This window comes from Pseudomonas fluorescens (assembly GCF_902497775.2).
Lineage (GTDB): Bacteria > Pseudomonadota > Gammaproteobacteria > Pseudomonadales > Pseudomonadaceae > Aquipseudomonas > Aquipseudomonas putida_F.
This window is the reverse complement of the sequence record NZ_OZ024668.1, coordinates 2,402,776-2,428,588: the sequence shown is the minus strand read 5'-3', so window position 1 is coordinate 2,428,588 and position 25,813 is coordinate 2,402,776. Positions and strand designations below refer to the sequence as shown.

Genomic DNA, 25,813 nt, shown 5'->3' with positions numbered 1-25,813 from the left:
TCCGGAGTCAAACCGGCTCTGTAGCAACCTCACGCAATGCCCGCAGGGTGGCGCGCAATTCCGCCGGGCGCACCGGTTTGGACAAAATGGCGATCTGGCGGTCGTGCAGGGCCGCCTGGATCTTCTCCACTTCATGCCCGGTGAGGATCAGCGCCGGCACCGCCCTGCCCCGTTGCGCGCGCAACTGGTCGATGCACTCGATGCCGGTGGCGTGGTTGCCCAGGTCATAGTCGGCGACGATGATGTCGCAGTCGCTGGCCAGGTCCTTGCCATTCAGCTCGGCCTGTACCTCACAGCCCCAGCGTTCGAGCAAGGCCTTGGTGGCCAGCAGCACGTTGCGATCGTCCTCCACCAGGCACACTTTCAAGCCAGTCAGCAGGCCGACCTGGCTCGCGTCTTCGCGGTAGACCTGGTGCTTGGGCGCGCCAACCTCGCGCAAACCCTCAAGACTCAAGGCGGTACCGTGGCCAACCCGAGAACGTATCGCCACCTGCATGGCCATCATCTGCCCCAGGCGCCTGACGATCGACAGGCCCAGGCCAACGCCCTCGACGTCCTTGTCGCGCAACTGGCGCACACGGTAGAACTCCTCGAACACCTTGGGCAGCTCGTCGGCTTCGATGCCACGCCCCTGGTCATAGATGACAATGGCCAGCCCGTCCCCACGCTTGCGTACGCCGATCAGTACCGGCCGCTGCGGCGCGTATTTGAAGCAGTTGGACAGCACGTTCTGGACCATGGTCGCCAGCAGCGCCGGGTCGACCTGTACCCAGTGCTCAGCGGCGCGCAGGCGCAATTTCACGCCGGCCCAGCGCGCCGCTTCGGCGTTCTGGCGCAGCAGGTCTTGAAGAAACTCGCCCAGTTGCACGCTCTGCAAGCGTGGCTGCAAGCGTCCGTTGTCGAGGGTGTAGAGGTCGAGAATCGAGCGAAACAGTTGCGAAACGTTGAGCAGTGAGCGGTCGATGTTGTCGACCAGCCGGCGCTCTTCTTCACCCAGGTGCGCTTCGCGCAAGCAGGCGGTGAACAGGCCGATGGAGTGAATGGGCTGGCGCAGGTCGTGGCTGGCCTGGGCCAGAAACCGCGACTTTTCCAGGTTGGCGGCGGTGGCTTGTTCTGAAGCCTTGCGCGTGCGTTCGAGCAACAGGTGCGCGTACATCGGGATCACCGTGCTGGTGATCATCAGCATCAGCACCATGAACGGTTGCGCTTGCCAATACGGTGTCAGCCGGTAGACGCACAGCAGCGCCACCAAGGCCAGGACGGTGGCGATCGCCAGGTAGCGCGAGCCGAAACGCATGCCGTTGCCCAGGTTGACCCAGACCATCACCGCGTACAGCGGCAGCGCCGCCTCGCCGCCCACCACCAGGCCGAAACAGGTGCCGGTGTAGTCCTGGACCATGCTGAAAATACGCCTCGCCGGATACACCCCCGGCCAGCGCACGATGACTTGGCGCAGGACCACCGACAGCAGCAGGAACAGGATGATGTAGATCACGATCGGCAGGTAGGTTGCAAAGCGCTGCCCGGGCAGAAAGCCCAGCGCGCTGATATAGACCACGGCAATGCAGGCGACAATGATGCGCAGGTTAGCCTGGTCGAGCTCGGAGTTTTTCTCGAACTTCATCGGAACATCCTTGTGCGACAGTCGTCATATCCAGCATGAACACCGGGCGGCGACCGTACCCGGTGGTAAAGTAGCACGCCCGTAAGGAACGCCAGGCCCAGGGAGGCACTCACCATGGCATACCGGATAATCATAGCCGACGACCATCCGTTGTTCCGCGAAGCAATGGTACGTACTGTCCAGCGCCTGTTGCCTGATGCCCTGAGCGAAGAGGCCGGTGATTTCGACCGCGTACTAAGCCTGATAGCAAGCGGCCCGGAGCCGGACACCCTGATCCTTGATTTACGCTTCCCGGGGCTGACCTGTATCAGCCAGTTGGTCGACCTGCGCCAGCAATTGCGCCGCACCACCTTGATCGTGGTGTCGATGGTCGATGACGAGGAGCTGATTGGCGAGGTGATGGCCGCTGGCATCGACGGTTTCATCGGCAAGAACATCGCCCCGGACGAGATTGGCCAGGCGATTCTGGCTATTCGTGAAGGTGAAGTGCTGGTGCGCTTTGCCCCCTCCGGGTTGCTGCCGCTGGATACCAGCGCCGTCGCCAGCACCCTGACCGCGCGCCAGCAAGAAGTGTTGCGCCTGATTGCCCAGGGCAAGACCAACAAGGAAATCGCCCGCGCGCTGGATATATCGCCGTTTACCGTGCGCATCCATGTGTCGTCGTTGTTGCGTACCCTCAATGTGCCATCGCGGGCGGCGGCTGCGGTGAAGTATTCAGGGGTTGCCTGAATACAACGATGGGGCCCCTAGCCCCCGACCAAGTGATCTTGAATTGCCACTTCGCTCTGCTAGCGTTAGCAGCGCAGCGCCGTGTTCACGGGGCTGCAACCGCTGCACAAGGACGATAGACCCTCTGCCAACAATGATTGGAGGCAACAATGAGCGCAGTCACCAGTTCGACCAACTTCGGTCACGGCTACCCTACTCCCGGTCCACAAACACCCAACGCCCAGAAGGTACTGGACCACGTGTTCTTTCTCTCTGAATCGGCCTGGAAACAGGTCCGCGAAGAGGAGCAGTTCGATTTCATCATTATCGGTACCGGCTTCTGCTCCCTGGCCTTCGCCGAGCGCATCCTGAGCAGCAACCCCAAGGCGCGGATCCTGATGGTCGAGCGCGGGCCGTTCTTCCTCCCCGAACACTTCCAGAACCTGCCGATCCCTTACCAGAAGACCCTCGGCGGCTTCTCCGAAACCTTCCCCTGGACCCTCTCGGCGCGTACTGCCAACCAGCCACCCGGAAACATCGGCTGGCAGCACGGCATGGTGCCGTTCTTTGGTGGCCGCAGCATCATGTGGAGCGCCTGGTGCCCGCGGCCGACCAAGGATGAAATGGCCTTCTGGCCCGAGCAGACCATCGCCGCTGCCGAAGCCCGGTTCGAGTCGGCCGAGAGGCTGCTCAACGTGATCCCGGCCGACAAGATCGATACCCAGCTCGACCCGCAAGTGCGCGCCCATGTCACCGAGCAACGCCCGGTCTATGGCGCCATGCAGCTTGAGCTGCAGAAAATGCTCGATCACAACATCGGCAAGATCGACTCGGCCACCCGCTGGTTGCCAGCGCCACTCGCCGCTGCCGCCGATCGTGCCGGTGGCGTGGACTTTGCCAAGTTCTCGACTCCGGCGTCAATCATGGAGCTGGCCGGCAAACAGGCCGACCTGGCCGCTGCCGGTGCTGGCAGCCCGCTGCGGATCATCACCGAGTGCATCGTCGAGCGCATCCACCAGCAAGATGGCGCGGCCACGGCGCTGCAAACCTCGCGCGGTGTAGTCAATATTGGTAACGCCAAGCTGATCCTGGCCATGGGCACCCTGCCGCCGGCGACTTTGCTGATGAACTCGTTCCCGCAAATCAAGCGTGCCGGCGATCGCTTCACCGCCCACTTCATCACCTCGGTGGTCGCGCGGGTGCCGCGCAAGGACTACCCGTTCGCCGGCAAACTGGCGGAGCTGGAGCTTGCGGCCATCTACCTGGCCGGCAAGAACAAGCAGAACGGTATGCAGTACCACGTGCAACTGTCAGTGCTGTCAGACCGGGAACCGGCGAAGAATGCGCAGAAAGCTGCGCGCTATATGCCTGATGTGGTGGCGACCGCATCAATGGCGCAACTGGAGTCGTCGAAGGACTACCTGGTGTTCGTCTGCGCCGTGCTCGGCGAGATTGACTTTCGCAACCCGGAAAACCACTTTCACCTCAACGGCCTGGACGACCCGACCACCAACGTCAACCTGCAGGTGCTGGCCAGCGAAACCGACCGGCAAACCTGGGACACCATGGATGAAGGCACCTTCCAGATGATGGAACGGGTCTTCGCCCCCGAAGGCAAGGTCGAGTACTGGCACGGCGACCCGAACCTGGGCCACTGGAACAGCCAACGGCCAAGCATTGCTGAGCGCCGGGTGGCCGGGCTGGTGCATGAAGGCTCGACCCTGTGGATCGGTGACAAGGACGAAGGCGTGGTGGGCCTTGATTACCGTCCCCATGGCGTGCACAACGTCTACGTCACCGGCGGTGCGCTGTGGCCGGCCAGCGGTTCGTGGAACCCGACCATGACCATGGTGGCGCTGGCCCAGGACCTGGCGGACCAGCAACTGGACAGCGTCAACGCCGCCAACCCGCCCACCTCGGACCTGACTGAAGTTTGACTGTAGAGGCTGCGCTACGGCTCGACTTGCCCCACGATTGGGTTGTCTTCATCGCGGGGCAAGACGAGTCATCGCCGTCAGGCGTTGCAGTGGTTCTCGCGAATCAGCTTCTTGTTGATCTTGCCGACGCTGGTTTTCGGAATCTCGCTGACAAACCGCACCAGCCGCGGGATCGCCCATTTGTTCAGCTGGCCGCTGTCGACGAACGGCTGCAGGTGCCGGGCCAGCGTGGGCTGATCCAGTTCGACACCGGCCACGCAGACCACCAGCGCCAGTGGTTGCTCGCCCCACTGTGCATCGGCGACGCCGACCACTGCTACCGAGTCGACCCCGCGGTGCTGGCTGATCAGGTTCTCCAGCTCCACCGAACTGATCCACTCGCCGCCGGTCTTGATCACATCCTTGATCCGGTCGCGGATCTGCACCACGCCGCGCTCATTGATGCAGGCCATGTCGCCGGTGTGCAGCCAGCCGCCGGCCCAGAGTGCCGCGCCCTGCTCCGGCTCCTTGAGGTAGCCCTGGGTCAGCCATGGCGCGCGCACGACGATTTCACCGAGGCTTTCGCCGTCATGGCTCACCTCCTCGCCCTGTTCGTCGACAATGCGCAGGTCCACCAGCGGGATCGGTACCCCAGCGTTGATACGCAGCGGCAGTTGCGCGTGCATGGGCAGCGCCAGGTCCTCAACGCTGAGGTGGGTGACGCTGAGCAGCGGGCAGGTTTCGGACATGCCATAGCCGCAGTGCACGCGAATGCCCCTGGCACTGGCCCGCGCCGCCAGGCCCTGGGTCAGGGCGCTGCCACCCAGCAGCATCTTCCAGCCGCTGAGGTCGGTGCGCTGGCCTTCGTCGCAGTCGAGCATCATCTGCAACAGGGTCGGCACGCAGTGCGAGAAGCTCACGTGCTCTTCACGCATCAGCCGCACCAGCTGGTTGGGCTCGTAGCGGCCGGGGTAAACCTGTTTGATACCCAGGGCCGTGGCCACGTAGGGCACACCCCAGGCATGCACATGGAACATCGGCGTAATGGGCATGTAGACATCCCCCGAGCGCAACAACGGCTCGCCCCCGCAAGCGGCGAAGGTGCCAAGTTCGTTGAGGGTGTGCAGCACCAGTTGGCGGTGGCTGAAGTACACGCCCTTGGGGTTGCCGGTGGTGCCGGTGGTGTAGAACAGCGTCGCCATCGAGTTTTCATCGAAATCGGCGAAGTCGAAGTGCGTAGCAGCGCCGGCCAGCAGCGTTTCGTACTCGCCCAGCAGCGGCAGTTCGTTGCGGGCATCAGCGCCGTCGCTCAGGCGCAGGTAACCCTTCACCGTCGGCAACTGGTCGCGCAACTGGGCCATCAGCGGCACGAAGTCGTCATGCACCAGCACCAGGTGGTCTTCAGCATGGTTCATGGTGTAGCGCACCTGCTCGGGCGACAGCCGCACGTTGACGGTATGCAGCACCGCGCCGAGCATCGGCACGGCAAAGAAGCACTCCAGCGCCCGGTGGCTGTCCCAGTCGAGCAAGGCCACGGTATCGCCGGGTTTCACCCCGGCTGCGCTCAACACATTGGCCAGGCGCTGAATGCGCTCAAGCAAGGTGGTGTAGCTGTAACGCAGCTTGTCGGCGTAGACGATTTCCTGGCCGGGTTGATAGCGCACGCCAGACAGCAGCAGGCGCTTGATCAGCAGCGGGTAGCCGTAGGCGCCGGGGGCCGGCGGCATGATGCGGGTGGTGGTCACGTGGGCGTCCTTCACAGTTGCTCGGCCTCCAGCAGATAGAGGCTGTGGCTGCCGGCCTTGACGCTGGCGCTGAGCGAATGGATACGTGGCAGCAGGCGTGCGAAATAGAAGCGCGCGGTGCCCAGTTTGCTCTGGTAGAACGCGCCATCCTGCTCCAGGGCGACATCGGCCATGCGTACCCACAGGTAGGCATACAGGGTGTAACCGAACACCTGCAGGTACTCCACTGCCGCCGCACCGATTTCCTGGGGGTTGCCCTGGGCGCGATCGAGCACCCAGGCCGTCAGGTCATCGAGATTGGCCAGCGCCAGCAACAACGGCGTCTTGAACTCGGCGCGCGAGGCCGCCAGGGCCTGGGCATAGGCCTTGATCTCCTGCGCCAGCGCCGCGTAGCTACGGCCACCGTCGGCGACCAGCTTGCGCCCGAGCAGGTCCAGGGCCTGGATGCCGTTGGTGCCTTCGTAGATCTGGGTGATGCGGCAATCGCGAATCAGCTGTTCCTGGCCCCATTCACGAATGTAACCGTGGCCGCCGAACACCTGTTGGCCGTGCACGGTGGTTTCCAGGCCCATATCGGTCAAGAATGCCTTGGCCACCGGGGTCAGCAGCGCCACCCGCGCCTCGGCCTGGCTGCGCTCATCGGCATTTTCGCTGTACTTGGCCAGGTCCAGTTGCAGCGCCACATAGGTGGAGAACGCCCGCCCGCCTTCGTTCAGTGCCTTCATGCTCAGCAGCATGCGCCGTACATCCGGGTGCTCAACGATCGGGTCAGCCACCTGCTGCGGGTTTACCGGGCCACTGGGGGCACGGCTCTGCCGGCGTTCGCGGGCGTAGGCCACTGCGTTCTGGTACGAGCGCTCGCCCAAGGCCAGGCCCTGGATGCCCACGCCCAGGCGTTCGTAGTTCATCATGGTGAACATGGCATTGAGGCCTTTGTTGGCCTCGCCCACCAGGTAACCCACCGCGCCGTCGAAGTTCATCACGCAAGTGGCCGAAGCCTTGATGCCCATCTTGTGTTCGATCGAGCCACAACTCACCGCGTTGGCTTCGCCCAGCGCGCCGTCTTCCTCCACCAGCACCTTGGGCACCAGGAACAACGAGATGCCCTTGGCGCCGGCCGGTGCATCCGGCAGTTTGGCCAGCACCAGGTGAATGATGTTCTCGGTCAGGTCCTGCTCGCCACCGGTGATGAAGATCTTCGTGCCGCTGACCCTAAAGCTGCCATCGGCCTGGGGTTCGGCACGGGTACGGATCAGCCCCAGGTCAGTGCCGGCATGGGGTTCGGTCAGGCACATCGAGCCTGACCAGCGCCCTTCATACATGGGCGGCAGGTAGCGCGCCTTGAGCGTCTTGCTGGCATGGTTGAGCAGCGACAGGCAAGCGCCGGCGGTGAGCATCGGGTACAGGGCGAATGACAGGTTGGCGGCGTTGAGCATCTCTTCAACCTGGGCGGCGATGACCTTGGGCATGCCCATGCCGCCATACTCGCTGGCCCCGGCCACGCCCACCCAGCCATCTTCGGCGTAATTGCGGTAGGCCTGGGCAAAGCCGTCCGGAGTCGTCACTCGGCCGGCATGCCACTGGCAGCCCTGCTCGTCGCCACTGCGGTTGAGCGGTGCCACCTGCTGGGCGATGAGCTTGCCGGCCTGCTCGAGAATCGCCCGTGCGGTGTCGGCATCGACCTGCTCGGCCAAAGCCGGAATCCGTGCCCACTGGCCAGGAATGTCGAAGACTTCGTTGAACAGAAAATCCATGTCGCGCAACGGCGGTAGGTAATCAGACATGCGATGAACACTCTGCTTTTTGGCTGTTGAGGTGCAGCCCCTCGACGCTTGTGGGGCTGGGTGAAGGTGCTCGCGCCTTGCTGGCGGGCAGGAGGAAGTGCGACAGCGCCGGGATCAGGATCAGTGCGCCGAGCATGTTCCAGAGGAACATGAAGGTGAGCAGGATGCCCATGTCGGCCTGGAACTTGATCGGCGACCAGGCCCAGCCCACCACACCGGCGGCCAGGGTGATGCCGACCAGGCCGACCACCCGGCCGGTAAAGGCCACGGCGTTGTTGTAAGACTGCGCCAGCGTCAGGCCCTGGCGCTGGTAATGCAGCTGCACGCTGAGCAGGTACAACGCGTAATCCACGCCAATGCCCACGCCCAGGGCGATCACCGGCAAGGTGGCGACCTTGACGCCAATCCCCATCATCACCATCAGCGCCTCGCACAACACTGAGGTGAGCATCAACGGCAGTACCGCCACCAGGGTCGCGCGCCAGCTGCGAAAGGTGATCAGGCAGAATAGCGTTACCGCCAGGTACACCAGCAACAGCATGGTGCGGTTGGCGTCGCGCACCACGATATTGGTCGCTGCTTCGATCCCGGCGCTGCCGGCAGCCAGGAGGAACTGGCGATCTTCGCTGCTGTTGGCCTGGGCAAAGCGTTCGGCAATCGCCACCACCTGTTCGAGGGTGTCGGCCTTGTGATCCTTGAGGTAGGCGATGACCGGCATCAGTGAGCAGTCGTTGTTGAACAGCTCCGGGGCGTTCACCGAGGCTTGCTGGGCGGCGTAGTTGAGCACGTCCTGGTTGCGCTGGATGCTGCTCAGCTTGGGGTTGCCCTCATAGGTGCCGGCGGTGATCTGGCGCACCGCATTGGTCAGCGACAAGGTGGTCTGCACCCCCGGGTTTTGTTGCAGCGCCCAGGCCAGGCGGTCGGCGAGCACCAGGGTCTGGTAGCGCAGGCAGCCCTCCGGGGCGGTCTTGATCATCACTGCAAAGGTGTCGCTGGACAGCGCGTAATGGCCAGTGATGTAGGCGTTGTCGCGGTTGTAGCGCGAGTCGGCGTGCAGCTCCGGGGCGCCGCTGTCGAGGTCGCCGATCTTCAGTTGCAGGCTCAGCCAGAAGCCGCCGGCACCGAGCAGTGCCGCCACCAGCACCGCGCCAGTGGCCCATTTGCGTTCGGTGAAGCGATCGAGCACGTCCCAGAGCTTGCCAAAACCGCGATGCTCGGCTGCGCGCAAGTCGATACACAAGGCCCGTTGCGCCGCCTTGCGACCGACGCCTACATACGACAGCGCCACCGGCATCAGCAGCAGCGAGGTGAAGATCAGCACCGCGACGCCGATACTGGCGGTAATCGCCAGGTCCTGGATCACCGGGATATCGATCAGCATCAGCACGGCAAAGCCCACCGCATCGGCCAGCAAGGCGGTAACGCCTGCGACGAACAGGCGCCGAAAGGTATAGCGCGCGGCGATCTGCCGGTGGGTGCCGCGGCCGATGTCCTGCATGATGCCGTTCATCTTCTGCGCTGCGTGGGATACACCAATGGCAAAGATCAGAAACGGCACCAGGATCGAATACGGGTCGATGGCATAGCCCAGCCAGGCGACGATGCCCAACTGCCAGACCACCGCCGTCAACGAGCACAGCACCACCAGCAAGGTACTGCGCACGCAGCGGGTGTAGAGGTAGATGATCAGCAGCGTGGTCAGCACCGCCAGGGCGAAGAACAACATCACCTGCAGCAGCCCGTCGATCAGGTCGCCCATCAGCTTGGCAAAGCCGATTACGTGCAATTTGTAGACGCCGCCCGCCTCGTAGTGCTCGCGCAACTGCTCAAGCTTGACCGAGAACCCGTGATAGTCGATGCCGGCCCCGGTCGCCGAAGCCTGGTCGAGCAACGGCACGATGAGCATGCTCGACGTGAAGTCACGGGCCACCAGGCTGCCGACGATATTGGCGCGCTCGATGTTCTGCCGTAGTTGCTGGATATTGGCGGCCGAACCCTGGTAGGCATCGGGCATCACCGGCCCGCCCTGGAAGCCCTCTTCGGTGACTTCGGTCCAGCGCACCGCCGGGCTCCACAGCGATTTCATCCAGGCGCGATCGACGCCCTGGCTAAGGAACAGCTCGTCGTTGATCTGGCGCAGGGTCTGCAGATAGGCCGGGTCGAAGATATCGCCCTGGGTGTTTTCCACCACCACCCGCAAGGAATTGCCCAGGCCGCGCAGCGACTGGCGGTTGTCCAGGTAGTTCTGGATATAGGGATGGCTCTGCGGGATCATTTTCTCGAAGCTGGGGCGCAGCTCCAGGCGGGTCAGGGCCATGTGGCCAAGCACCAGGGTCACCAGCAGCATGCACAGCATGAATGCCAGCCGATGGTTGAACACCAGGCGTTCGAGGCGATTGCCGGAGCGCGCATCGAAGTCGCTGAGGTTGCGGATCACCGGCAAAGTGTCTTGTTGGATGTCGGCCATCAGGGTTTTCTCTTGTTATGGCTGCTGCGGTTGTTCGAGGGCCAGGGTGCGAATGCCGCGCTCACCGACCAGCACCAGGTCGGTGCCGCTATCAAAGGCGGCGCCACTGACCGGCGCACGCTGGGCTTGGGCCACGGCGCTGAAGCTGGCGCCGTCATCAGCGCTTTGCAGCAGATCGCCGGCCTGGCTCGACAGCCAGAAACGCCCGCTGGCGTCGAGGCTGGCGGCGGTGATGCTGGTGTTCAGGTCAGTCTTGATCGTCTGCCACTGGCTACCGCCGTCGGTGCTGCGCAATACATGGCCGCGCAGCCCATAGGCCAGCAGCACCCCCGGTTTGCCGATAACACCGAAAAACGTGCCGGCATACGGCGTGCTCAGGCGTTGGAAGCGTTGGCCATCGGCGCTCAGCTTGAGCAGCAGGCCCTGCTCGCCGCTGATGTACAGCGCGCCGTCGACGCTGGCCAGGCCGGTCAGGTGCAGGCCCTGCGGGTTGTCGCTGCGCTCCAGCCACGGCGTCCAGTGCTGGCCGCCATCCACGGTGTGCAGCAGCAGGTTGAACACCCCTACCGCATAGCCGTGGCGGGCATCGGCGAACCACACGTCGAGCAACGGCTTGTCGGCGCCCTCTGCCACCAGGCGCTGGCCCTCGCCGACCCAGTTCGCCCAGGCCGGGTCGGTGGGCGCGGCCTGGGCTTTGGCCTGGTAATACGCCAGCACCTGATCGCCCAGCACCCGGCCGTCCAGTTGCTTTTCCCAGCTCAGGCCGCCATCGCGGCTGTGCAGGATCACCCCGTCGTTACCCACCGCCCACCCCAGCTCCGGCGTCGCGAAGCTCAACGCATTGAGGTCGGCGCTGACCGGCACCCGGGCCTGTTGCCAGTGACGGCCATGGTCATCCGAGTACAGGATGTGCCCGCGTGGCCCCACCGCGACCATCCGCGCGCCGGCGCGGCTGACATCGCGCAAGGCGCTGCTCGCTGCCAGCGCGCTGGGCAGCGCTGGCAGGTCGAGCACGTCGACATAGGGCTCGGCCTGCACCGCGCTGTGCAGCGCGGCCCAGGCCAGCAGCGTCAGGCTGCAGCGTTTGAAAACATCCATCCCTGATCCTCCTCGATGCGTGCTCAACGGGCTCAGCGAATGCCAGCCCCGGCCAGGGACTCGGGCGACCATTGGGTGCGCGACAGTGGCTCGATATAGCGAATACCGCCGTAGGCTCCGACCACGCCATTGAGGTTGTAGGTGCCGCCGATCAGGTCGTAGATCATGAACGGCGTGGCATCCGGGGTCTGTTTGTCGTAGCTCTGGCTGAGGAAGGCGAACGAGCCGCGGTACAGTTGGCCACGGGCGTCATACTGATCCGACGCCAGGGCAATCCAGCTGTCTTCGTCGAGGTAGAAGCGGCGCTTGTGATAGATGTGCCGGGCGCCGTCCTTGAGCTTGCCTTCCACTACCCAGACCCGGTGTTTTTCCCAGCGCACGAATTGCGGCGCGAGGTGATTGGCTGTGGTCAGTTGCTTGACGTCGGTGTTGTAGGTCAGGCGGTAGGTGTTGTACGGCACGTACATTTCCTGCTTGCCGACCAGGGTCCAGTCGTAGCGGTCCAGGGCGCCGTTGAAGACGAACACGTCATCGTAGGTGCCCGAGCCGGAAGTACCGGGGTTGGGCGTGTCGTAGGCCAGGTTCGGCGCCAGCTTGACCCGGCGCTGGCCCGGCAGGTACTGCCAGGCGCTGCGCGGCTGCACCAGTGGGTTGGCGGCATCGCGCAGCATCATTGCCTCACCGGCGCGCCGGGCCGGCGCGGTGTAGGTGAGCTTCATCTGGTAGTAGGTGTCCTTGGCGCCAATCGGCTTGGCCATGTCCTCGTAGATCGGGTAGCTGATGTTGGCCTGGCCGGTGGTGCTCAAGGTCGCGTTGCCAGCGGCATCGACGTTCCACGAGTCGTACTTGGCGGTCATGCTCACGCCCTGGTAACGCAGGAGGAAGTTCCACATGGCCTCGGCGCCGGTCTGCGGGATCGGGAACGGAATACCCGGCAGTACGTTGTCGAGCGCACTACCGCCTTCCTGGCTGCGGGCCCCCACGGCGTTCTTCAGGGTGTTGTCGAGCACCGGCTGCGGCAGCGCCACGGTGCGATGGGTGGGGTAGACATCGACGCGATAGCTGGGGAAGCGCTTGAGCAGTTCCTGGGTGGTGGCGGTCAGTTGCCCCTTGTACTGGTCGGCGTTCTTGCCATCGATGAGCAGCAGCGGTTTTTCTTCGGCGAACGGGTCCGGGCGCATGCTCGCGCCGCTCTTGAACGCCGCCGGCGGGGTCAGCAGGCCGCCCTGGTAGGCGGGGATAGAACCGTCGGCGTTGGCGGCCTTTTCTGCGCCAATCGGCGTCAGGCTGGTGCCCAGGCGCGCGGCCTGTTCGCTGGAGACAGCGGCGTGAGCCGGGTTCAGGGCAGCCAGCGACAGGCACGTGGCCAACAGGGTGTGCACGTAGTTCATGATGGTTGTTTTCCTGTGTGACTCAGAAGGTGGTTTTCAGGGTCAGGTACAGCGCGCCACGGTCCTCGGTGGTGGCGGCGCCGCCAGAGAACGCGGCGTAGCCGCCGCCGTAGCAGGTGTAGTCCTGTTCGCCGTCCAGGGCGTTGGGGGTGCTGCCGTCGGTCTGGCCGTCGTTGCAGGACTGGGTCTTGCCGAAGCCATCGACGTACTTGAGGTCGACGAAGTACTGGTTGTAGATCGCCGCGCTCAGGCCCACGGCGTAGTTGCCGGTGTTCTCGGCACCACCGCCCTGCACCGGCGATACGCCGTCCAGGCCGAGGTTGATCGACAGCGGCATGCTCAGGTCCATGCCCGCAAACACCTGATACCAGGTCGGGGTGAAGTTGACCGCGATCCCCCAGTTGTCGCGGGTCGGCTGGTCAATGCCGCGGTAGCTGCTCTTGCCCTTGTACAGGGCCTCGTTGTGGCTATCGAGCTTGAGCAGGTTGCTGTAGAACAGCTCGCCAAGCAGGGTCGCCGAATCGAACAGCGGCGTATCGCCAATGGTCATCAGGCCGTTGAGGGTCCAGTGCAGGGTATCGCCGGTGGCGCTCATGCTGTCGCCGTCGGATGGCACTTGGTAAACCACGCCACTGCTCGGCGAACGCGTCGGCAACAGGCCAAAACCTCCACCCAGGCCCGCCTGCCCCGGCGCACTGAGGATCGCCGGGATACTCGCCAGGGGCATGTTGTGGCGGATGTTCAGGTCGCTGCCGACGCTGATGCCGCCGACGTCCTTGGACAGGCTCAGGCCGTAGATATCGATGTTGTCGGCGTAGGCAAACTGGTAGGTGGTGCTTTGCAGCGAGTTGTAGAGGTTGCCTACCGCGCCCTGGGCACTGCCCGGCGGGCTGCCGAACGGGCCGTTGGCGACGGTCAGGCCGCGGGTATCAAGCCAGGCCTGGGGCATGATCTCCGAGGTCTTACGGTAGTAAAAACCAAGGGTGCCGCCCAGCCAATCCGGCGACCACTTGGCCATGACGCCCCAGTCACCGCGCTTGTCCGGGGTCAGGTCGTGGCCGCGGCGGATATTGGTCAGCGCGCCGCGCACCGGGATCAGCCCGGGGGTGCCGGTATGGCCGAGCAGAAAGCTTTGCGCGCCCTCGCCCACCAGGTCCGAGCCACCGTAATAAGTGCCCGCTTCCGGTAACCGTGCGGCGTCCCAGTCGAGGAAGTACTGCGCGCCGACGGTGAGCTCGGGATTGACCAGAAACGAGGTCGAGAGCTGATTGCGCGGCACGAACAGTTCTTTGGCTTCGGTGCCCGGCGAGGCGGCCAGTTTGGCCAGGTCCAGGCCGGACTGGCCGTAGCTCAGCGAATGCACCGGGTTGAGCAGGGTCTCGCCCCAGAACAGGTTGTGCTGGCCGAGCTTGCCGCTGATTTCCGAGGAATCGCCCACTTCCCGGCGCATGAACACAAAGGCGTCGAGCACTTCCCCGGACGGGCCGCTGTAGTAGCGCTGGGCGTAGTTACTCAGGTGCGAACTGCCCAGGGGCACGCCGGTGCCGGGCAAACCGTTGAGGCTGGGGTTGATACCCGACTGGCCGCCGTTGCCGTTGACGAACGGGTTGGCGTTGGAGCCGGTGTTGTCGTAGGCCTTGTCGTACCAACTGGCGGCGCTGACCCGAAAGCCCATGTTGCCCTGGTAGATCACATCCAGCTCGGTGAGCAGGTCGACACGGTTGGTCACCGTGGTCCCGGCCTTGCGGAAGTTGTAGTTGCCGTCGTTGTTGTTGGGGGTCGCCAGCAGGCGCTTGTCGGCGCTTTCGGTGCGCACGCCGTAGTTGTACTTGACCGTGTTATCCAGGCGCACGGCCCAGTCTTCACTGCCGGTATCGACCTCAAAGGCCTGGGCGCCGGGTAGCGCCAAGAGACCGATGGCGCAGGCCAACAGGCAGCGCTGTGGCTTCACAGCACGGTGAATGCGAGGGTTTGGCATCGCGATGACTCCACTTATTGTTATTGTTTTTTTTCGCTGCCCGTCGGTTACGGGCTTTGCTCAAGCGTCCGTGCGCTACTGCGGCATTAGCGATCCAGGGCCTGGATCAGGGTTTCGGCCTCGGGCCAGGGGCCAAAGCCTGCCGCCGGGTTGAGGTGGCCGACGGCGCCAAGTTCGAGCAACTGGCTGCCCCAGCCGCGGGCCATGCTGCTCACCGCCTCAAGGCTGGCCAGGTGATCATTGCTGCTGGCGGCAACGATGCTTGGGAACGGCAGCGGTGTGATCGGCAGCGGGCTCCAGCCGTTGGCGCGCAGGCTGTCAGGGCTTGGGTAGGCGGCGGGCCACGGCGCTTGCAGGTCTGGCGGCGCCGCCAGCAGCGCGCCTTTGATCGGCCGCTGATAGCACGCGGCCCAATGGGCCACCATCAGCACCCCGGCGCTGTGCGCCACCAGCACCACCTCGCCGTCGATCTGCTGCAGCGCCTGCTCGATGGCCTCGACCCGGGCATTGCAGTCCAGGCCGTTGCGCTGCAACGGTGGCACCGTATGGACCTTGGCCAGGCGCGCCGCCAGCAGGGTCTGCCAGTGTTCGGCAACGTGCTCGCGCAGGCCGGGGACGATCAGGACAGTTGCGCGGGTCTGCAGTTTTTCCACGTCGGCACCTATGCTCAAGACAGTCCGCTCGCAGGTAATCTCGAGCGCTTGCACAGCCACAGTAATCACCCGTCTGCGGCCACGCTTCACATTGCGCGTCAGTGACTTCTCATTTGATGACAAGGCTGCAAGCGGTCTTTTCCGGCAGCTTCTCATTTGACGACACACAGGCTATAAGAAACGACCCGCCACAGAAGCGGGACGCCCGATGACCCCGCGTGGAAAACAACAAAAATGACCGCCCTCGTACGTGCTGCAAGCCTGACCAACTACCTTGAGGTGTCTCGCCACCTTGGGCTCAACCCCCATGCCTTGTTGGCCCAGGCCGGCCTCAGCGCCGCCCTGCTCGACGACCCCAATCAGCGTATTGCGGTGTCCAGTGTGGTGGCCTTGCTGGAAGAGTCGGCGCGGGTCAGTGGCTGTGAAACCTTCGGCCTGCGCATGGCCGAGCTGCGCCAACTCTCGGACTTTGGCGAGATCAGCCTGCTGCTCAGCCATCAGCGCACCCTGCGCGATGCCCTGCAGGTGATCGTCCAGTACCGGCACTTACTCAACGACGCCCTGGCCATCCATATCGAAGAAGCCGGCAAGACTGTAATCATTCGTGAAGAAGTGGTCACCGACCTGCCCCACCGCGGCCGCCAAGCCACGGAACTGGCCATTGGCGTGATGCTGCGCCTGTGCGCCGCGCTACTGGGGGCTCACTGGCACCCGATCAGCGCCAATTTCACCCACGCCGCCCCGGCGGACCTGGCGATTCATCGGCGCATTTTTGGCTGCAAACTGGTGTTTGGTAGCGAATTCAATGGCATCGTCTGCCCGGCGACCGACCTCGACACCGCCAACCCCTTGGCCAACGAGGCCATGGCGCGTCTGGCGCAGCGTTACCTGGACACCTTGCAGGCCGGTGGCAAGTTGTCGCTGGAGCTGGAAATGCGCAAGACCATCTACCTGCTGCTGCCCATGGGCCGGGCGACCATCGAGCAAGTGGCGCAGACCCAGGGCATGAACGTGCGCACCTTGCAGCGGCGCCTGGAGGAATGTGGGGTGACGTTCAGCGACCTGATCAACGGCGTGCGCCGTGACCTGGTGATCCGCTACCTGGAAAACCCCAGCTATTCACTGGGGCGGATTGCCGACATGTTGGGTTACTCGATGCCCAGCTCATTTACCCGCTGGTTCATTGCCCAATTCGGCATGCCACCGGCGAGTTGGCGGACGCAGCATGACCGGCGCGACAGTCAACACTGACCTTTGTGGGAGCTGCAACTACAACCCCCAGTGCATCAACGCCAACACCAGCAGCACCAGGAACACCGTCTCACCCACCATCAGCGCAATCGGCTTGAAGCCCACCGCCGCCAGTTCCTTGAGCTGAGTCTTCATGCCCAGGGCACTGATCGCCACCACCAGGCACCAGCGCGACAGGTCGTTGACCCCGCCCTGCACGGCCGCCGACACCCAGCCGGTACTGTTGATGCACGCCAGCAATACGAAACCGACGGCAAACCACGGCAGCAATGGCGGCCGCTGCCCGCTGGCATCACCGCCGGCCCGGCGGGTAATCATCGCCGCACAGACAATCACCGGCAGCAACATGGCCACGCGCATCAGCTTGACCACGGTGGCTACATCGCCGGTCTCGGTGGACATGCTGTACCCCGCGCCCACCACTTGCGCCACGTCATGAATGGTCGCCCCCAGAAACACCCCGGCCTGTTGCGGCGACAATTGCAGCCAGCTGGCAATCATCGGGTAGACGATCATCGCCAGGGTCGACAACGCCGACACGCCAATCACGGTAAACAAGGTGGCGCGCTCTTTTTGCGGGTGATGGGGCAAGGCCGCGGCCAGCGCCAGGGCCGCTGAAGCACCGCAAATGGCCGTGGCACCGCCGGTGAGCATGCCGAACAAACGCTGAAAACCCAGGGCCCGGGCTGCCACCACCGAGACCAGGATGGTCACTACCACCAGAATCACCACCAGCGCCACCGGCTTCCAGCCCAGGCTCACGATCTGGCTCAGGGTAATGCGCATGCCCAGCAGCGCGACACCCAGGCGCAGCACCGTACGTGCGGTGAATTCGATACCTGCTTTGCAACGGCCATCGCTGGCAAGAAAGTTCAAGGCCATGCCGAGCAACAAGGCAAACAGCATCACCGGGGCATCGTAGTGCTCACTGAGAAAGCTGGCCGCCGCCGCCGCGATCAGGCTGACGATAAAGCCCGGTGCCAGTTCCCGGGTGCGGTGGTTGACGGCGGCAATTGCGATCACGCTCATTGGCCCGGTTCCTTGCACGCTAAAACAATGAACAGTTGCTCGCCCTGGCGCTCGACCGGGTAGCTGGCAACCTTGAGTTGATTGGAGTTGAGCAAGTAGCCGCTGGCCAGATCAAAGCGCAGGCCATGGGCGCAGCACTGGATGACCCGCCCGTCCAGGCGCCCGCCGCACAGCGAGGCGCCCTGGTGGGGGCAGCTGTCGTCGATGGCGTAATAGGTGTCAGCGACGTTGAACAGCGCCACGCTCTTGCCCTGCCATTCGAGCAACACCCGCCCGCCACGCGCCGGCACTTTGTCGGCCGCAACCCGATAGCGCTGACTCATGCCGGGACCCGCTCTTGCAGGGCCTCAGCCATGGCCTGCAGCAGCACCTCGACCGGCTGCGCTCCCGACACTCGCAAGCGCTGATTGAGACGAAAGCAAGGCACGCCATCGGCAGCCTGGTCATTTGCGCCAATGAACGGGCTGGCATCACCGCGCAGGCAATCGGCAACCTGTGCCGGCTCCAGGCCACAGGCGCGGGCGATGTGCAGTAAAGTGATCGGATCGCCCAGATCCTTGCCCTGCTGAAAGTAGGCGCAAAACAGCTTGGCCAACAGGGCTTCACCCTGCTCTGCCGTGCCCAACGCCACGGCGCGCTGCAGCAGACGATGGGCGTCGGCGGTATTGGGCATGCGACTGATGCGGGCAAAATCAATACTCACCCCGGCAGCCTCGGCAGCGGCGTGAACCTGCGCCTGGCGCAGGCGTACTGCCTCATCACTGCCCAGGCGCTTGCGGTAGAACGCCTCGAACGGCTGGCCGGTCCTGGCCATCTGCGGCAGCAGTTGCACGCCGCGTAAGTGGAGCTTGACCTCGACCTCGGGCTGTTCGCGGCGCAGTTGCTCCAGGGCCCGCTGCAGATGAGCCTGGCCGATCAGGCACCAGGGGCAGATAAAGTCAAAGAACACTTCGATCGACAACACGTGCTTCACGGTTTCAACTCCAGGCGGGCGATGTCACGGTGGTAATGACGCTTGGCAATGCAAAACACCGCCGCCGCAGCGATGCTGATCAGCGGCACCAGTTGGAAGGCAGCGTGCAGGCCGATCAGGTCGGAGACACGGCCGGTAATCAAAGGCCCGGTAGCCAGCCCGAGCAGGTTGTTGGCCAAGGTCAGGGTGGCAAACGCGGTGCCATGCACCGAGTAATGGGTGAGGTTGGCGACCATGGCGCTGGACGGTCCGTTGGTGCCGGCGGCGACCATCATCCCCAGGCAGATCAGCACCAGTTGCGCGGTGCCTGCAGGCAGCGCAAAGGCAATCGACAGCAACAGGCAGCTGCCCAGGCAATAGCCGATGGCCAGGCTGATCTTGCGGTCCGGGCGCTGGCGGCCGAGGCGATCACAGAGCATGGCGCAGAGAATCATGCCGATACCGCTGCACAGTACGATGATTGCCGCTACAACACCGGCCTGGTCGGTGCTCATGGCGTAGTAGCGGTTCAAGTAGCTGGGCATCCAGACGATCACCGTACCGCCAACGAACAACTGCAAGCCGCTGCCGACGTAAGCGGCGATCACCGAGGGGCTGGCGTATAAGGTGTGCAGTGGCCGGGCGATCTTGCAGGCGGTGGCGTTGACGCGTTGCGGAGCAATCTTCGCCTCTTTGACAATCAGCGGGTACAGCAGCGCCAGCAACAGGCCGAACAGGGCCATGCCGGCAAACGCCCAGCGCCAGCCAAAGTGCTGGGCCATCAAGCCGCCCAGGGCCATGCCCAGCACCGAGCCGAACATGCCGCCGGCCATGAAGGCCCCGGCCAGGGTGGCGCGCATGTCACGGGGGAACACCGCGACCACCACGGCAATCCCGACGCTGCCGTAGGCCGCTTCACCGACGCCGACCAGAAAGCGCGCGGCGAACATCTGCGGGTAGTTGTCGGCAAGCGCGCAGCCGAGGGTGGCCAGGCTCCACAGTACGGCCATCAGCACCAGGCTCCTGATCCGCCCGAAGCGGTCGGCCAGCAGCGACAAGGGAAAGGTCAGCAGCCCGACCATCAGCGCGACAATGCCGCTGAGCAGGCCCAACTGGCTGTCGCTCAACGCCCATTCGGCCTTGAGCAGCGGGAATACTGCATTGAGGACCTGCCGCGACATGTAGTCGGAAATCAGCAGGCCGAAGGTCAAGGCAAAGACAATCCAGGCATAGCGCCGTGGAATGCCCTGTGAAGTATTGGCACCATCGTCTGTGGCGCTGGCGAGATAGGCGGCCATGCTGCCTCCTTGGGATTGTCTGGCATGAGTCTTGTTTTTTTTATAAAAGCTGAAAAGCCCGACGGTCAGCGCTGCGCATTGGCGGCCCGGCACGCCTTGGCGTACCGGGCCTGGCCAATCAGGCGCGCTGCGGCACACCCTTCTGGCCCGGCTGGCGGTTAGGCGCCATGCCGTTGGCCTTGAGGGTCTGCTCGATGCTGCTGTACTGCTCGCCGATACGGTAGATGGCCCTCGCTTGCTTGCCGTTGGCGATCTCACGGCCCAGTTCATGGGCCACGCGCACGGTCTGCTGGATCTGCTGCACCGAACCGAAGCGCTTGCCGTGCTGGTCGATGATGGTGTCTTCGTTGCCGCAACGTGGGTGCAAGCCCATGGCCAGGGCCATGGTGTTGAACGGCAGCACGTTTTTCAGCAGCGATTCAGCGGTCAGGGTGCAGCCGTTGGGCGCACGGTGAATGAAGTTGAAGAAGTTGAACGGGTTGGGGCCATCGAAGCCGCCACCAATGCCGATCCAGGTCAGGTTCAGCGGGCCCATGTAGTCACCCTTGCGCACGATGCGTTCGAGGGTTTCCAGGGCGTGCATGCCGGTCAGTTGGAAGTGCGGCTGGATGTTGCTTGCCTGCAGGCGGCGCAGGTGTTCGCGAACCCAGGCCGGGCCTGCCGGCACGGTCATTTCGCTGTAGGCGGCCTGGATCGCCGGATTGGCCAGGGAAGTGCCTTCTAGATACTGCGGATACAGCAGCTCCATGATGTTCATCTGCGTGGTGTTGATCGCCACGGTGACCTGGTCTGGCTTGGGCGTAAGCTCGGCGAGCATGTGCCGGGTGTCATCGGACAGCCACTTGGCCGCTTCGCCATCGCTCTCCGGGGCGAACGAAATCGAGCCGCCGACCTGGATGATCATCTCCGGCACCGCTTCGCGCACGCCGGCAATCAGTTCGTTGAATTTCGACAGGCGCTTGGAGCCCTTGCCGTCCAGTTCGCGCACGTGCAGGTGGAGTACGGTGGCGCCGGCTTCATAGCAGTCGACTGCCTTTTGCACCTGTTCGTCCATGGTCAGCGGAATGTCTTCGGGAAAGTCCTCTGGCATCCATTCCGGGCCATACGGGGCGACGGTGATCACCACCTTTTCCATGTTTTCCGGGTGCAATGAATCGTCGAAGAATTGCATGCTGTAGTCCTCGGTCTTGTTATTGTCCTGGGGTGTTGCGGGCCTTCAGAAGGTGCGGTCGCCCTTGATCCCGGCCCGCTCCATCTTGCGGTGGCAAGGCGGGTAGTCCATCACCGCGTAGTGCTGGGTGCTGCGGTTGTCCCAGATCGCCACGCTGTTGGGCTTCCAGCGCCAGCGCACCTGGTACTCGGGCAGGTAGGCCTGGCTGATCAGGTAGCGCAGCAAGTCACTGGCACCGGGGTTGGCGTCCTGGCCGAAACGCACCCGCTGCGGCGTGTGGTAGTTGCTGAAGTGGGTGGTAAAAGCGTTGACGAACAGCACCTGCTCACCGGTGTGCGGATGGGTACGCACCACCGGGTGTTCGGCGTCGGGGAACTGCGCCTTGAGCGCCAGGCGCTTTTCCATCGGCATGGCGGCGCCAAAACTGGCCTCGATGCTGTGCCGGGCGCGCAGGCCCTCGATCTTGGCTTTTACGTCTTCCGGCAGGTTCTGGTACGCCAGGACCATGTTCGCCCACAGGGTGTCACCGCCTACCGGCGGGCATTCGACACAGCGCAACACGCAGCCCATGGGTGGCGTCTCGCGCCAGGTGGCGTCGGTGTGCCAGGCGTTCTCGTAGCGGTCGACGGGCTGGTCCGGGCGCTTGTAGATCTGCACCAGGCCCGGGTGCTCGGGATCGCTGCCGGCCACCGGGTGGTCTTCCAACTCGCCGAAGCGCCGGGCGAAGGCCACGTGCTCGGCGCGGCTGAAGGTCTGATCGCGCAAAAACAGCACACGGTGCTTGAGCAACTGCGCACGCAGTTGCTCGAACAGGTCGTCGTCATGAATCGCATCTGCCAGATTGACCCCGGTGATTTGCGCACCGATGGCGCAGGTCAGTTGTTCGATGTGCATGCTGTTGCCCTCTTCAGATGACGAAGATCGACGAGCCGGTGGTTTTGCGCGCTTCCAGGTCACGGTGGGCCTGGACGGCATCCTGCAATGCGTAGTGCTGGTTGATCTCGATCTTGATTCGCCCGCTGCTGACGTGCTCGAACAGCTCGCCGGCAAGATCGGCCTTCTCGGCCGGATCGGCGATGAAGTCGGCCAACGCCGGACGGGTCAGCTGCAACGAGCCTTTGATCGCCAAAATCTGCGGGTCGAACGGCGTGATGCCGCCGGAGGCGGTGCCCACGCAGACCATCAGCCCGCGGCGTTTGAGTGAGTCCAGCGAGGCCATGAAGGTGCTCTTGCCAACGCTGTCGAACACCACGTTGACGCCGACGCCATCGGTGAGCTCACGCACGCGCTTGGCGACGTCTTCATGGCTGTAGTTGATGATGTGGCTGCAACCATGGGCCAACGCCACTTCGGCCTTGGCCTCGGTGGACACGGTGCCGATCACCCTCAGGCCGAGCAGGCGTGCCCATTGCGCAACGATCAGGCCGACGCCGCCGGCAGCGGCATGCAGCAATACCGTGTCACCGGGCTTGAAGGCATACAGGCGGCGCATCAGGTAGGCCGAGGTCAGGCCGCGCATGGTCATCGCCGCGGCGGTCTCGAAGGCGATGGTTTCCGGCAGCCTGATCAACGCCGCTGCCGGGATCAGACGCTCGGTGCAGTAAGCGCCGAGGGTGTTGAGAAAACCGGTGTAGGTCACCCGGTCGCCGACCGCGACCTGGGTTACGCCCTCACCCAGCGCCTCCACCACCCCGGCGGCTTCGACGCCCATGCCGTTGGGCATCGGGATCGGGTAGGTGCCGTTGCGAAAGTAGGTGTCGGCGTAGTTCAGGCCCACCGCCACCTGGCGCAGGCGCACCTGGCCCGGGCCCGGCTCGCCGACCTCGGCCTCCTCGTAGCGCAGTACCTCGGGGCCACCGGTTTCATAGAAGCGTACGACTTTGGCCATGCATGTCACTCCAGTTATCCTGACGCAGTGCGTCAATTCTTGTTGACTGGACTCTATGCCCAACGCTTGCCGGGTGCTTCGCATCGGACGACACGCTGTTTTCATTTGATGACAAAAGCCCCCGGGCTGGCCGCCTGGCGGGCTTTCTCGTAGCATATCCAGGCCCTCCTCCGTGTCTGCGAGCCCTCGATGAAGTCCCCCGCCGGTTTGCTGTTTGCAGGTATCGACCTCAATCGCGACAGTGCTACCCCGCTCTATCGCCAGCTGTACCTGCAGATCCGCAAGCAGATCCTCACCGGCCGCCTGCAAGGGGGCATTCGCCTGCCGTCGACGCGCACCTTGAGCCAGGAATTGCAGGTTTCGCGCATCACCCTGCTCAACGCCTTCGACCAGCTGATCGCCGAAGGCTTTCTGGTCTCGCGCACCGGTGCCGGCACCTTTGTCGGTGACGAGTGGGAGCGCAGCACCAGTATCGAGCCGCCAGCAGCGACGCCACCGACGCTGTCGCAGTTGAGCCAGACGATGCTGTCGCTGCGCAGCGACCATTTTCGCGGGGTGTCCTACGCCCATTGCGGCGATCAAACCCCTACTTCGTTCCTGCCCAGCCATGGCGCTTTCGAGGCGTTTCCCCTGACCGTCTGGAAGCGTCTGCTCAATCGCCATACGCAAAAGCCGAGCAAGGCCCTGCTCGGCTACGGCGAATTGCAAGGCCTGGGTGAGCTGCGCCAGGCCATCGCCGAGTACGTCTTCGATGCCCGCGGCATCGATTGCAGCGCACAACAGGTGGTGATCGTCTCCGGCGCCCAACAAGCCTTCAACCTGCTGGCGATGCTGTTGCTCAACCCGGACGAGCCGGTGTGGATGGAAGACCCCGGGCATATCGCCGCGCGCATCGCCTTCCAGGCCCACGGCTGCCGGGTGGTGCCGGTGCGCATCGATGACCAGGGTATCGACGTGCAGCAAGGCATCCGTGACTGCCCCGAAGCACGCCTGGCCTTCACCACCCCTTCACGCCAGCACCCGCTGGGCATGACCTTAAGCCACAACCGGCGCCTGGAGTTGATCGACTGGGCGACAACGCGCGGCAGCTGGATCATCGAGGACGACTGCGACAGCGAACTGCGCTACGCCGGTCGGCAGCTGCCGGCCTTGTATGCCATGGACCAGAGCGAACGGGTGATCTACGTCGGCACCTTCAGCAAGGTGTTGTTCCCGTCCTTGCGCCTGGGCTATGTGATTCTGCCCCAAGCCCTGGTCGAGCCCTTTTGTACCCTGCGCGCGGTGCTCGACCGCAGCCCGCCGACCCTGCTCCAGGCAGTGACCGCCGACTTCATGAGCGAGGGCCACTTCATTGGGCACATCCGCCGTATGCGCGCGTTGTATCAGGCCCGTCAGCAGTGCCTGCTGCAAGTGCTCGAGCGGCGCCTGGGGGGCTTTTTCAAGGTCGAAGCGGTTGAGGCCGGCATGCACCTGATTGCCTGGCTGGCGCCGCACCTGGACGACCAGGCGCTGGCCCGGCAACTGGCGGAACAGGGCGTGCACACCTATGCCTTGAGCGACTACTGCCTTGAGCGCTACCTGCCGCCGGCGCTGCTGATCGGTTTTGCCGGCACGCCCCAGGAGCAGGCTGAAACCAAGGTCCAGGCGCTGGTCCTGGCGCTCAGGGCGTGTGGCCATCTACGCGGCTGAGCAGTGGCCTTATCAAATGATCCGTAATGGATCTATCGAGTGTTCCTTGCCGGCGCGATAAAGAAGGCGCCGGTAGAACCGGTGCCCGCACCAGGAACGACTCGAATGAATACCCTACAAGAACGCTTCGCTACGTTACTGAACCACAATGCGCAAGGTGCCGAGGCACCGCTGCTGACCCGCGAGCTGGCCACCCGCTTGCTTGCCCGCCTCGACCAGGCGCGGCTGTTTGCCCACGCCTACCCGCTGCTGAGCAACCTCACCCACGGCCGCGTGACGCCATTTGACCTGCTCGACTTCGCCTATCGCCATGAACTGGCCGGCCTGAGCCTGCACATGCTCGACGGTGAGCACAACAGCCTGGGGCAAATGAACACCACGCAACTGTGCGCCTTTGCTGACAAGGCCCGAACCCTGCAACTGGACGTGCACCTGGAGATCAGCAGCACGCGCAAGGTCGACGTCGATGCGGTGGTTGCCGTGGCCAAGGTCATCGGCAGCCGCAATATTCGTGTGTATTCACGCTATGAAGGCTTGCTGTCGCAGGTGATGGACCAGATCGGTGGTGACCTGCTGTACCTGGCTCGACTGGCCGACGCCCATGACCTGCATTTTGATTTCGAGCAGCACGAGGAGCTCAAGAGCGACGAGATCGCCCAACTGCTGCGCCAGGCCAACCATCCGCGGCTCAATGCCCTGTTCGATTTCGGCAACATGATCAATGCCTGCGAACAACCGCTGCAGGCTCTGCGCAACCTGGCCCCGCATATCCGCCAGAGCCACCTCAAGGGCGTGCGGGTGGTGGCCGAAGACCAGGGCTTTGGTCACTACGGCGTACTGCAAGGCAGCGCCGAGGACGACCTGCCCGGCGCGCGCATGCTGTTCGAGCTGCTGATGCTCGGTGAGCAGCAGCCGCAAGTGATCGCCTTCATCCTCGAACAGGAAAACCACTACGTCGCTCCGGCCTTCCGCCAACGCAACGAGCCGGCCGATCCGTTCATTGCCTACCGGGAAATGAGCGATACGCCCCTGCCCGCAGGCTTGACCCTCGAACAAATGCTGGCCGGTGAACAGCGCTGGGCCAACAACCAGGTGAGCTACGTGAAAACCTTGCTGGCCGAGTTTCGCACCCTCGCCGAGTTGGCGCTCGCCAGCCCCGCCAGCCTTTGAG

The 25,813-nt window shown here is 64.0% G+C and carries 20 protein-coding genes; 5 read left to right on the top strand and 15 right to left on the bottom strand.

The window, feature by feature from the left end; translation table 11 throughout:
- Positions 1–7 precede the first annotated feature (7 nt).
- Positions 8–1,624 (bottom strand): ATP-binding response regulator, encoded by a 1,617-nt coding sequence (locus tag F8N82_RS11060; RefSeq protein WP_038995320.1) that lies wholly within the window; start codon positions 1,622–1,624, stop codon positions 8–10.
- 114 nt (positions 1,625–1,738) lie between these two features.
- On the opposite strand from F8N82_RS11060, the gene F8N82_RS11055 reads away from it, so the two are divergent.
- Both F8N82_RS11055 and F8N82_RS11050 read left to right on the top strand, forming a co-directional pair.
- Complete coding sequence (locus tag F8N82_RS11055) at positions 1,739–2,353, top strand: LuxR C-terminal-related transcriptional regulator (protein WP_038995319.1); 615 nt, start codon at positions 1,739–1,741, stop codon at positions 2,351–2,353.
- A 149-nt stretch (positions 2,354–2,502) separates the two neighbouring features.
- The gene (locus tag F8N82_RS11050) at positions 2,503–4,269 is read left to right on the top strand and encodes a GMC oxidoreductase (RefSeq protein ID WP_038995318.1); all 1,767 of its coding nucleotides are present in this window, start codon (positions 2,503–2,505) and stop codon (positions 4,267–4,269) included.
- A gap of 77 nt (positions 4,270–4,346) precedes the next feature.
- On the opposite strand, the gene F8N82_RS11045 is transcribed toward F8N82_RS11050, so the two are convergent.
- The 7 genes from F8N82_RS11045 to F8N82_RS11015 all read right to left on the bottom strand — a co-directional run bounded on the left by F8N82_RS11045 (position 4,347) and on the right by F8N82_RS11015 (position 15,364).
- Entirely contained in the window at positions 4,347–5,975 is a 1,629-nt protein-coding gene (locus tag F8N82_RS11045; RefSeq protein ID WP_038999374.1) for a fatty acid--CoA ligase, read from the bottom strand.
- A 29-nt stretch (positions 5,976–6,004) separates the two neighbouring features.
- A complete protein-coding gene (locus tag F8N82_RS11040; RefSeq protein WP_038995317.1) occupies positions 6,005–7,777 on the bottom strand; it encodes an acyl-CoA dehydrogenase C-terminal domain-containing protein in 1,773 nt (590 codons plus the stop codon).
- Entirely contained in the window at positions 7,770–10,244 is a 2,475-nt protein-coding gene (locus tag F8N82_RS11035; RefSeq protein ID WP_038995316.1) for an efflux RND transporter permease subunit, read from the bottom strand. The genes F8N82_RS11040 and F8N82_RS11035 overlap by 8 nt, the downstream gene beginning before the upstream one ends.
- 15 nt (positions 10,245–10,259) lie before the next feature.
- A complete protein-coding gene (locus tag F8N82_RS11030; RefSeq protein WP_038995315.1) occupies positions 10,260–11,342 on the bottom strand; it encodes a WD40/YVTN/BNR-like repeat-containing protein in 1,083 nt (360 codons plus the stop codon).
- A 32-nt stretch (positions 11,343–11,374) separates the two neighbouring features.
- Positions 11,375–12,733: a DUF1329 domain-containing protein gene (locus F8N82_RS11025; protein ID WP_038995314.1), complete on the bottom strand. Its 1,359-nt coding sequence runs from the start codon at positions 12,731–12,733 to the stop codon at positions 11,375–11,377.
- A 22-nt stretch (positions 12,734–12,755) separates the two neighbouring features.
- Positions 12,756–14,711, bottom strand: a complete 1,956-nt coding sequence (locus F8N82_RS11020) for a DUF1302 domain-containing protein (RefSeq protein ID WP_038995313.1) — start codon at positions 14,709–14,711, stop codon at positions 12,756–12,758.
- An 86-nt stretch (positions 14,712–14,797) separates the two neighbouring features.
- Positions 14,798–15,364 (bottom strand): RBBP9/YdeN family alpha/beta hydrolase, encoded by a 567-nt coding sequence (locus F8N82_RS11015; protein WP_038995312.1) that lies wholly within the window; start codon positions 15,362–15,364, stop codon positions 14,798–14,800.
- A 234-nt stretch (positions 15,365–15,598) separates the two neighbouring features.
- Here F8N82_RS11015 and F8N82_RS11010 point away from each other — a divergent pair, with 234 nt between their 5' ends.
- Positions 15,599–16,615: an AraC family transcriptional regulator gene (locus F8N82_RS11010; protein WP_038995311.1), complete on the top strand. Its 1,017-nt coding sequence runs from the start codon at positions 15,599–15,601 to the stop codon at positions 16,613–16,615.
- Between the two features lie 18 nt (positions 16,616–16,633).
- On the opposite strand, the gene F8N82_RS11005 is transcribed toward F8N82_RS11010, so the two are convergent.
- The 7 genes from F8N82_RS11005 to F8N82_RS10975 all read right to left on the bottom strand — a co-directional run bounded on the left by F8N82_RS11005 (position 16,634) and on the right by F8N82_RS10975 (position 22,953).
- Positions 16,634–17,644, bottom strand: coding sequence for a YeiH family protein (locus F8N82_RS11005; protein ID WP_038995310.1), 1,011 nt, complete (start codon positions 17,642–17,644; stop codon positions 16,634–16,636).
- Positions 17,641–17,967, bottom strand: coding sequence for a Rieske (2Fe-2S) protein (locus tag F8N82_RS11000; protein ID WP_038995309.1), 327 nt, complete (start codon positions 17,965–17,967; stop codon positions 17,641–17,643). Before F8N82_RS11000 ends, F8N82_RS11005 begins: the two co-directional genes overlap by 4 nt.
- Positions 17,964–18,617: a DsbA family oxidoreductase gene (locus F8N82_RS10995; RefSeq protein ID WP_038995308.1), complete on the bottom strand. Its 654-nt coding sequence runs from the start codon at positions 18,615–18,617 to the stop codon at positions 17,964–17,966. The genes F8N82_RS11000 and F8N82_RS10995 overlap by 4 nt, the downstream gene beginning before the upstream one ends.
- The gene (locus F8N82_RS10990) at positions 18,614–19,894 is read right to left on the bottom strand and encodes an MFS transporter (RefSeq protein ID WP_038995307.1); all 1,281 of its coding nucleotides are present in this window, start codon (positions 19,892–19,894) and stop codon (positions 18,614–18,616) included. The genes F8N82_RS10995 and F8N82_RS10990 overlap by 4 nt, the downstream gene beginning before the upstream one ends.
- A gap of 118 nt (positions 19,895–20,012) precedes the next feature.
- Positions 20,013–21,065, bottom strand: coding sequence for a 3-keto-5-aminohexanoate cleavage protein (locus tag F8N82_RS10985; protein WP_038995306.1), 1,053 nt, complete (start codon positions 21,063–21,065; stop codon positions 20,013–20,015).
- Between the two features lie 45 nt (positions 21,066–21,110).
- Positions 21,111–21,959, bottom strand: a complete 849-nt coding sequence (locus F8N82_RS10980) for a TauD/TfdA dioxygenase family protein (RefSeq protein ID WP_038995305.1) — start codon at positions 21,957–21,959, stop codon at positions 21,111–21,113.
- 13 nt (positions 21,960–21,972) lie between these two features.
- Entirely contained in the window at positions 21,973–22,953 is a 981-nt protein-coding gene (locus tag F8N82_RS10975) for a quinone oxidoreductase family protein (RefSeq protein ID WP_038995304.1), read from the bottom strand.
- A 189-nt stretch (positions 22,954–23,142) separates the two neighbouring features.
- Between F8N82_RS10975 and F8N82_RS10970 the strand changes: the two genes are divergently transcribed.
- Together F8N82_RS10970 and F8N82_RS10965 are read left to right on the top strand one after the other, a co-directional pair.
- Positions 23,143–24,642 (top strand): PLP-dependent aminotransferase family protein, encoded by a 1,500-nt coding sequence (locus tag F8N82_RS10970; protein WP_038995303.1) that lies wholly within the window; start codon positions 23,143–23,145, stop codon positions 24,640–24,642.
- A gap of 105 nt (positions 24,643–24,747) precedes the next feature.
- A complete protein-coding gene (locus F8N82_RS10965; RefSeq protein ID WP_038995302.1) occupies positions 24,748–25,812 on the top strand; it encodes a sugar phosphate isomerase/epimerase family protein in 1,065 nt (354 codons plus the stop codon).
- Position 25,813 lies beyond the last annotated feature (1 nt).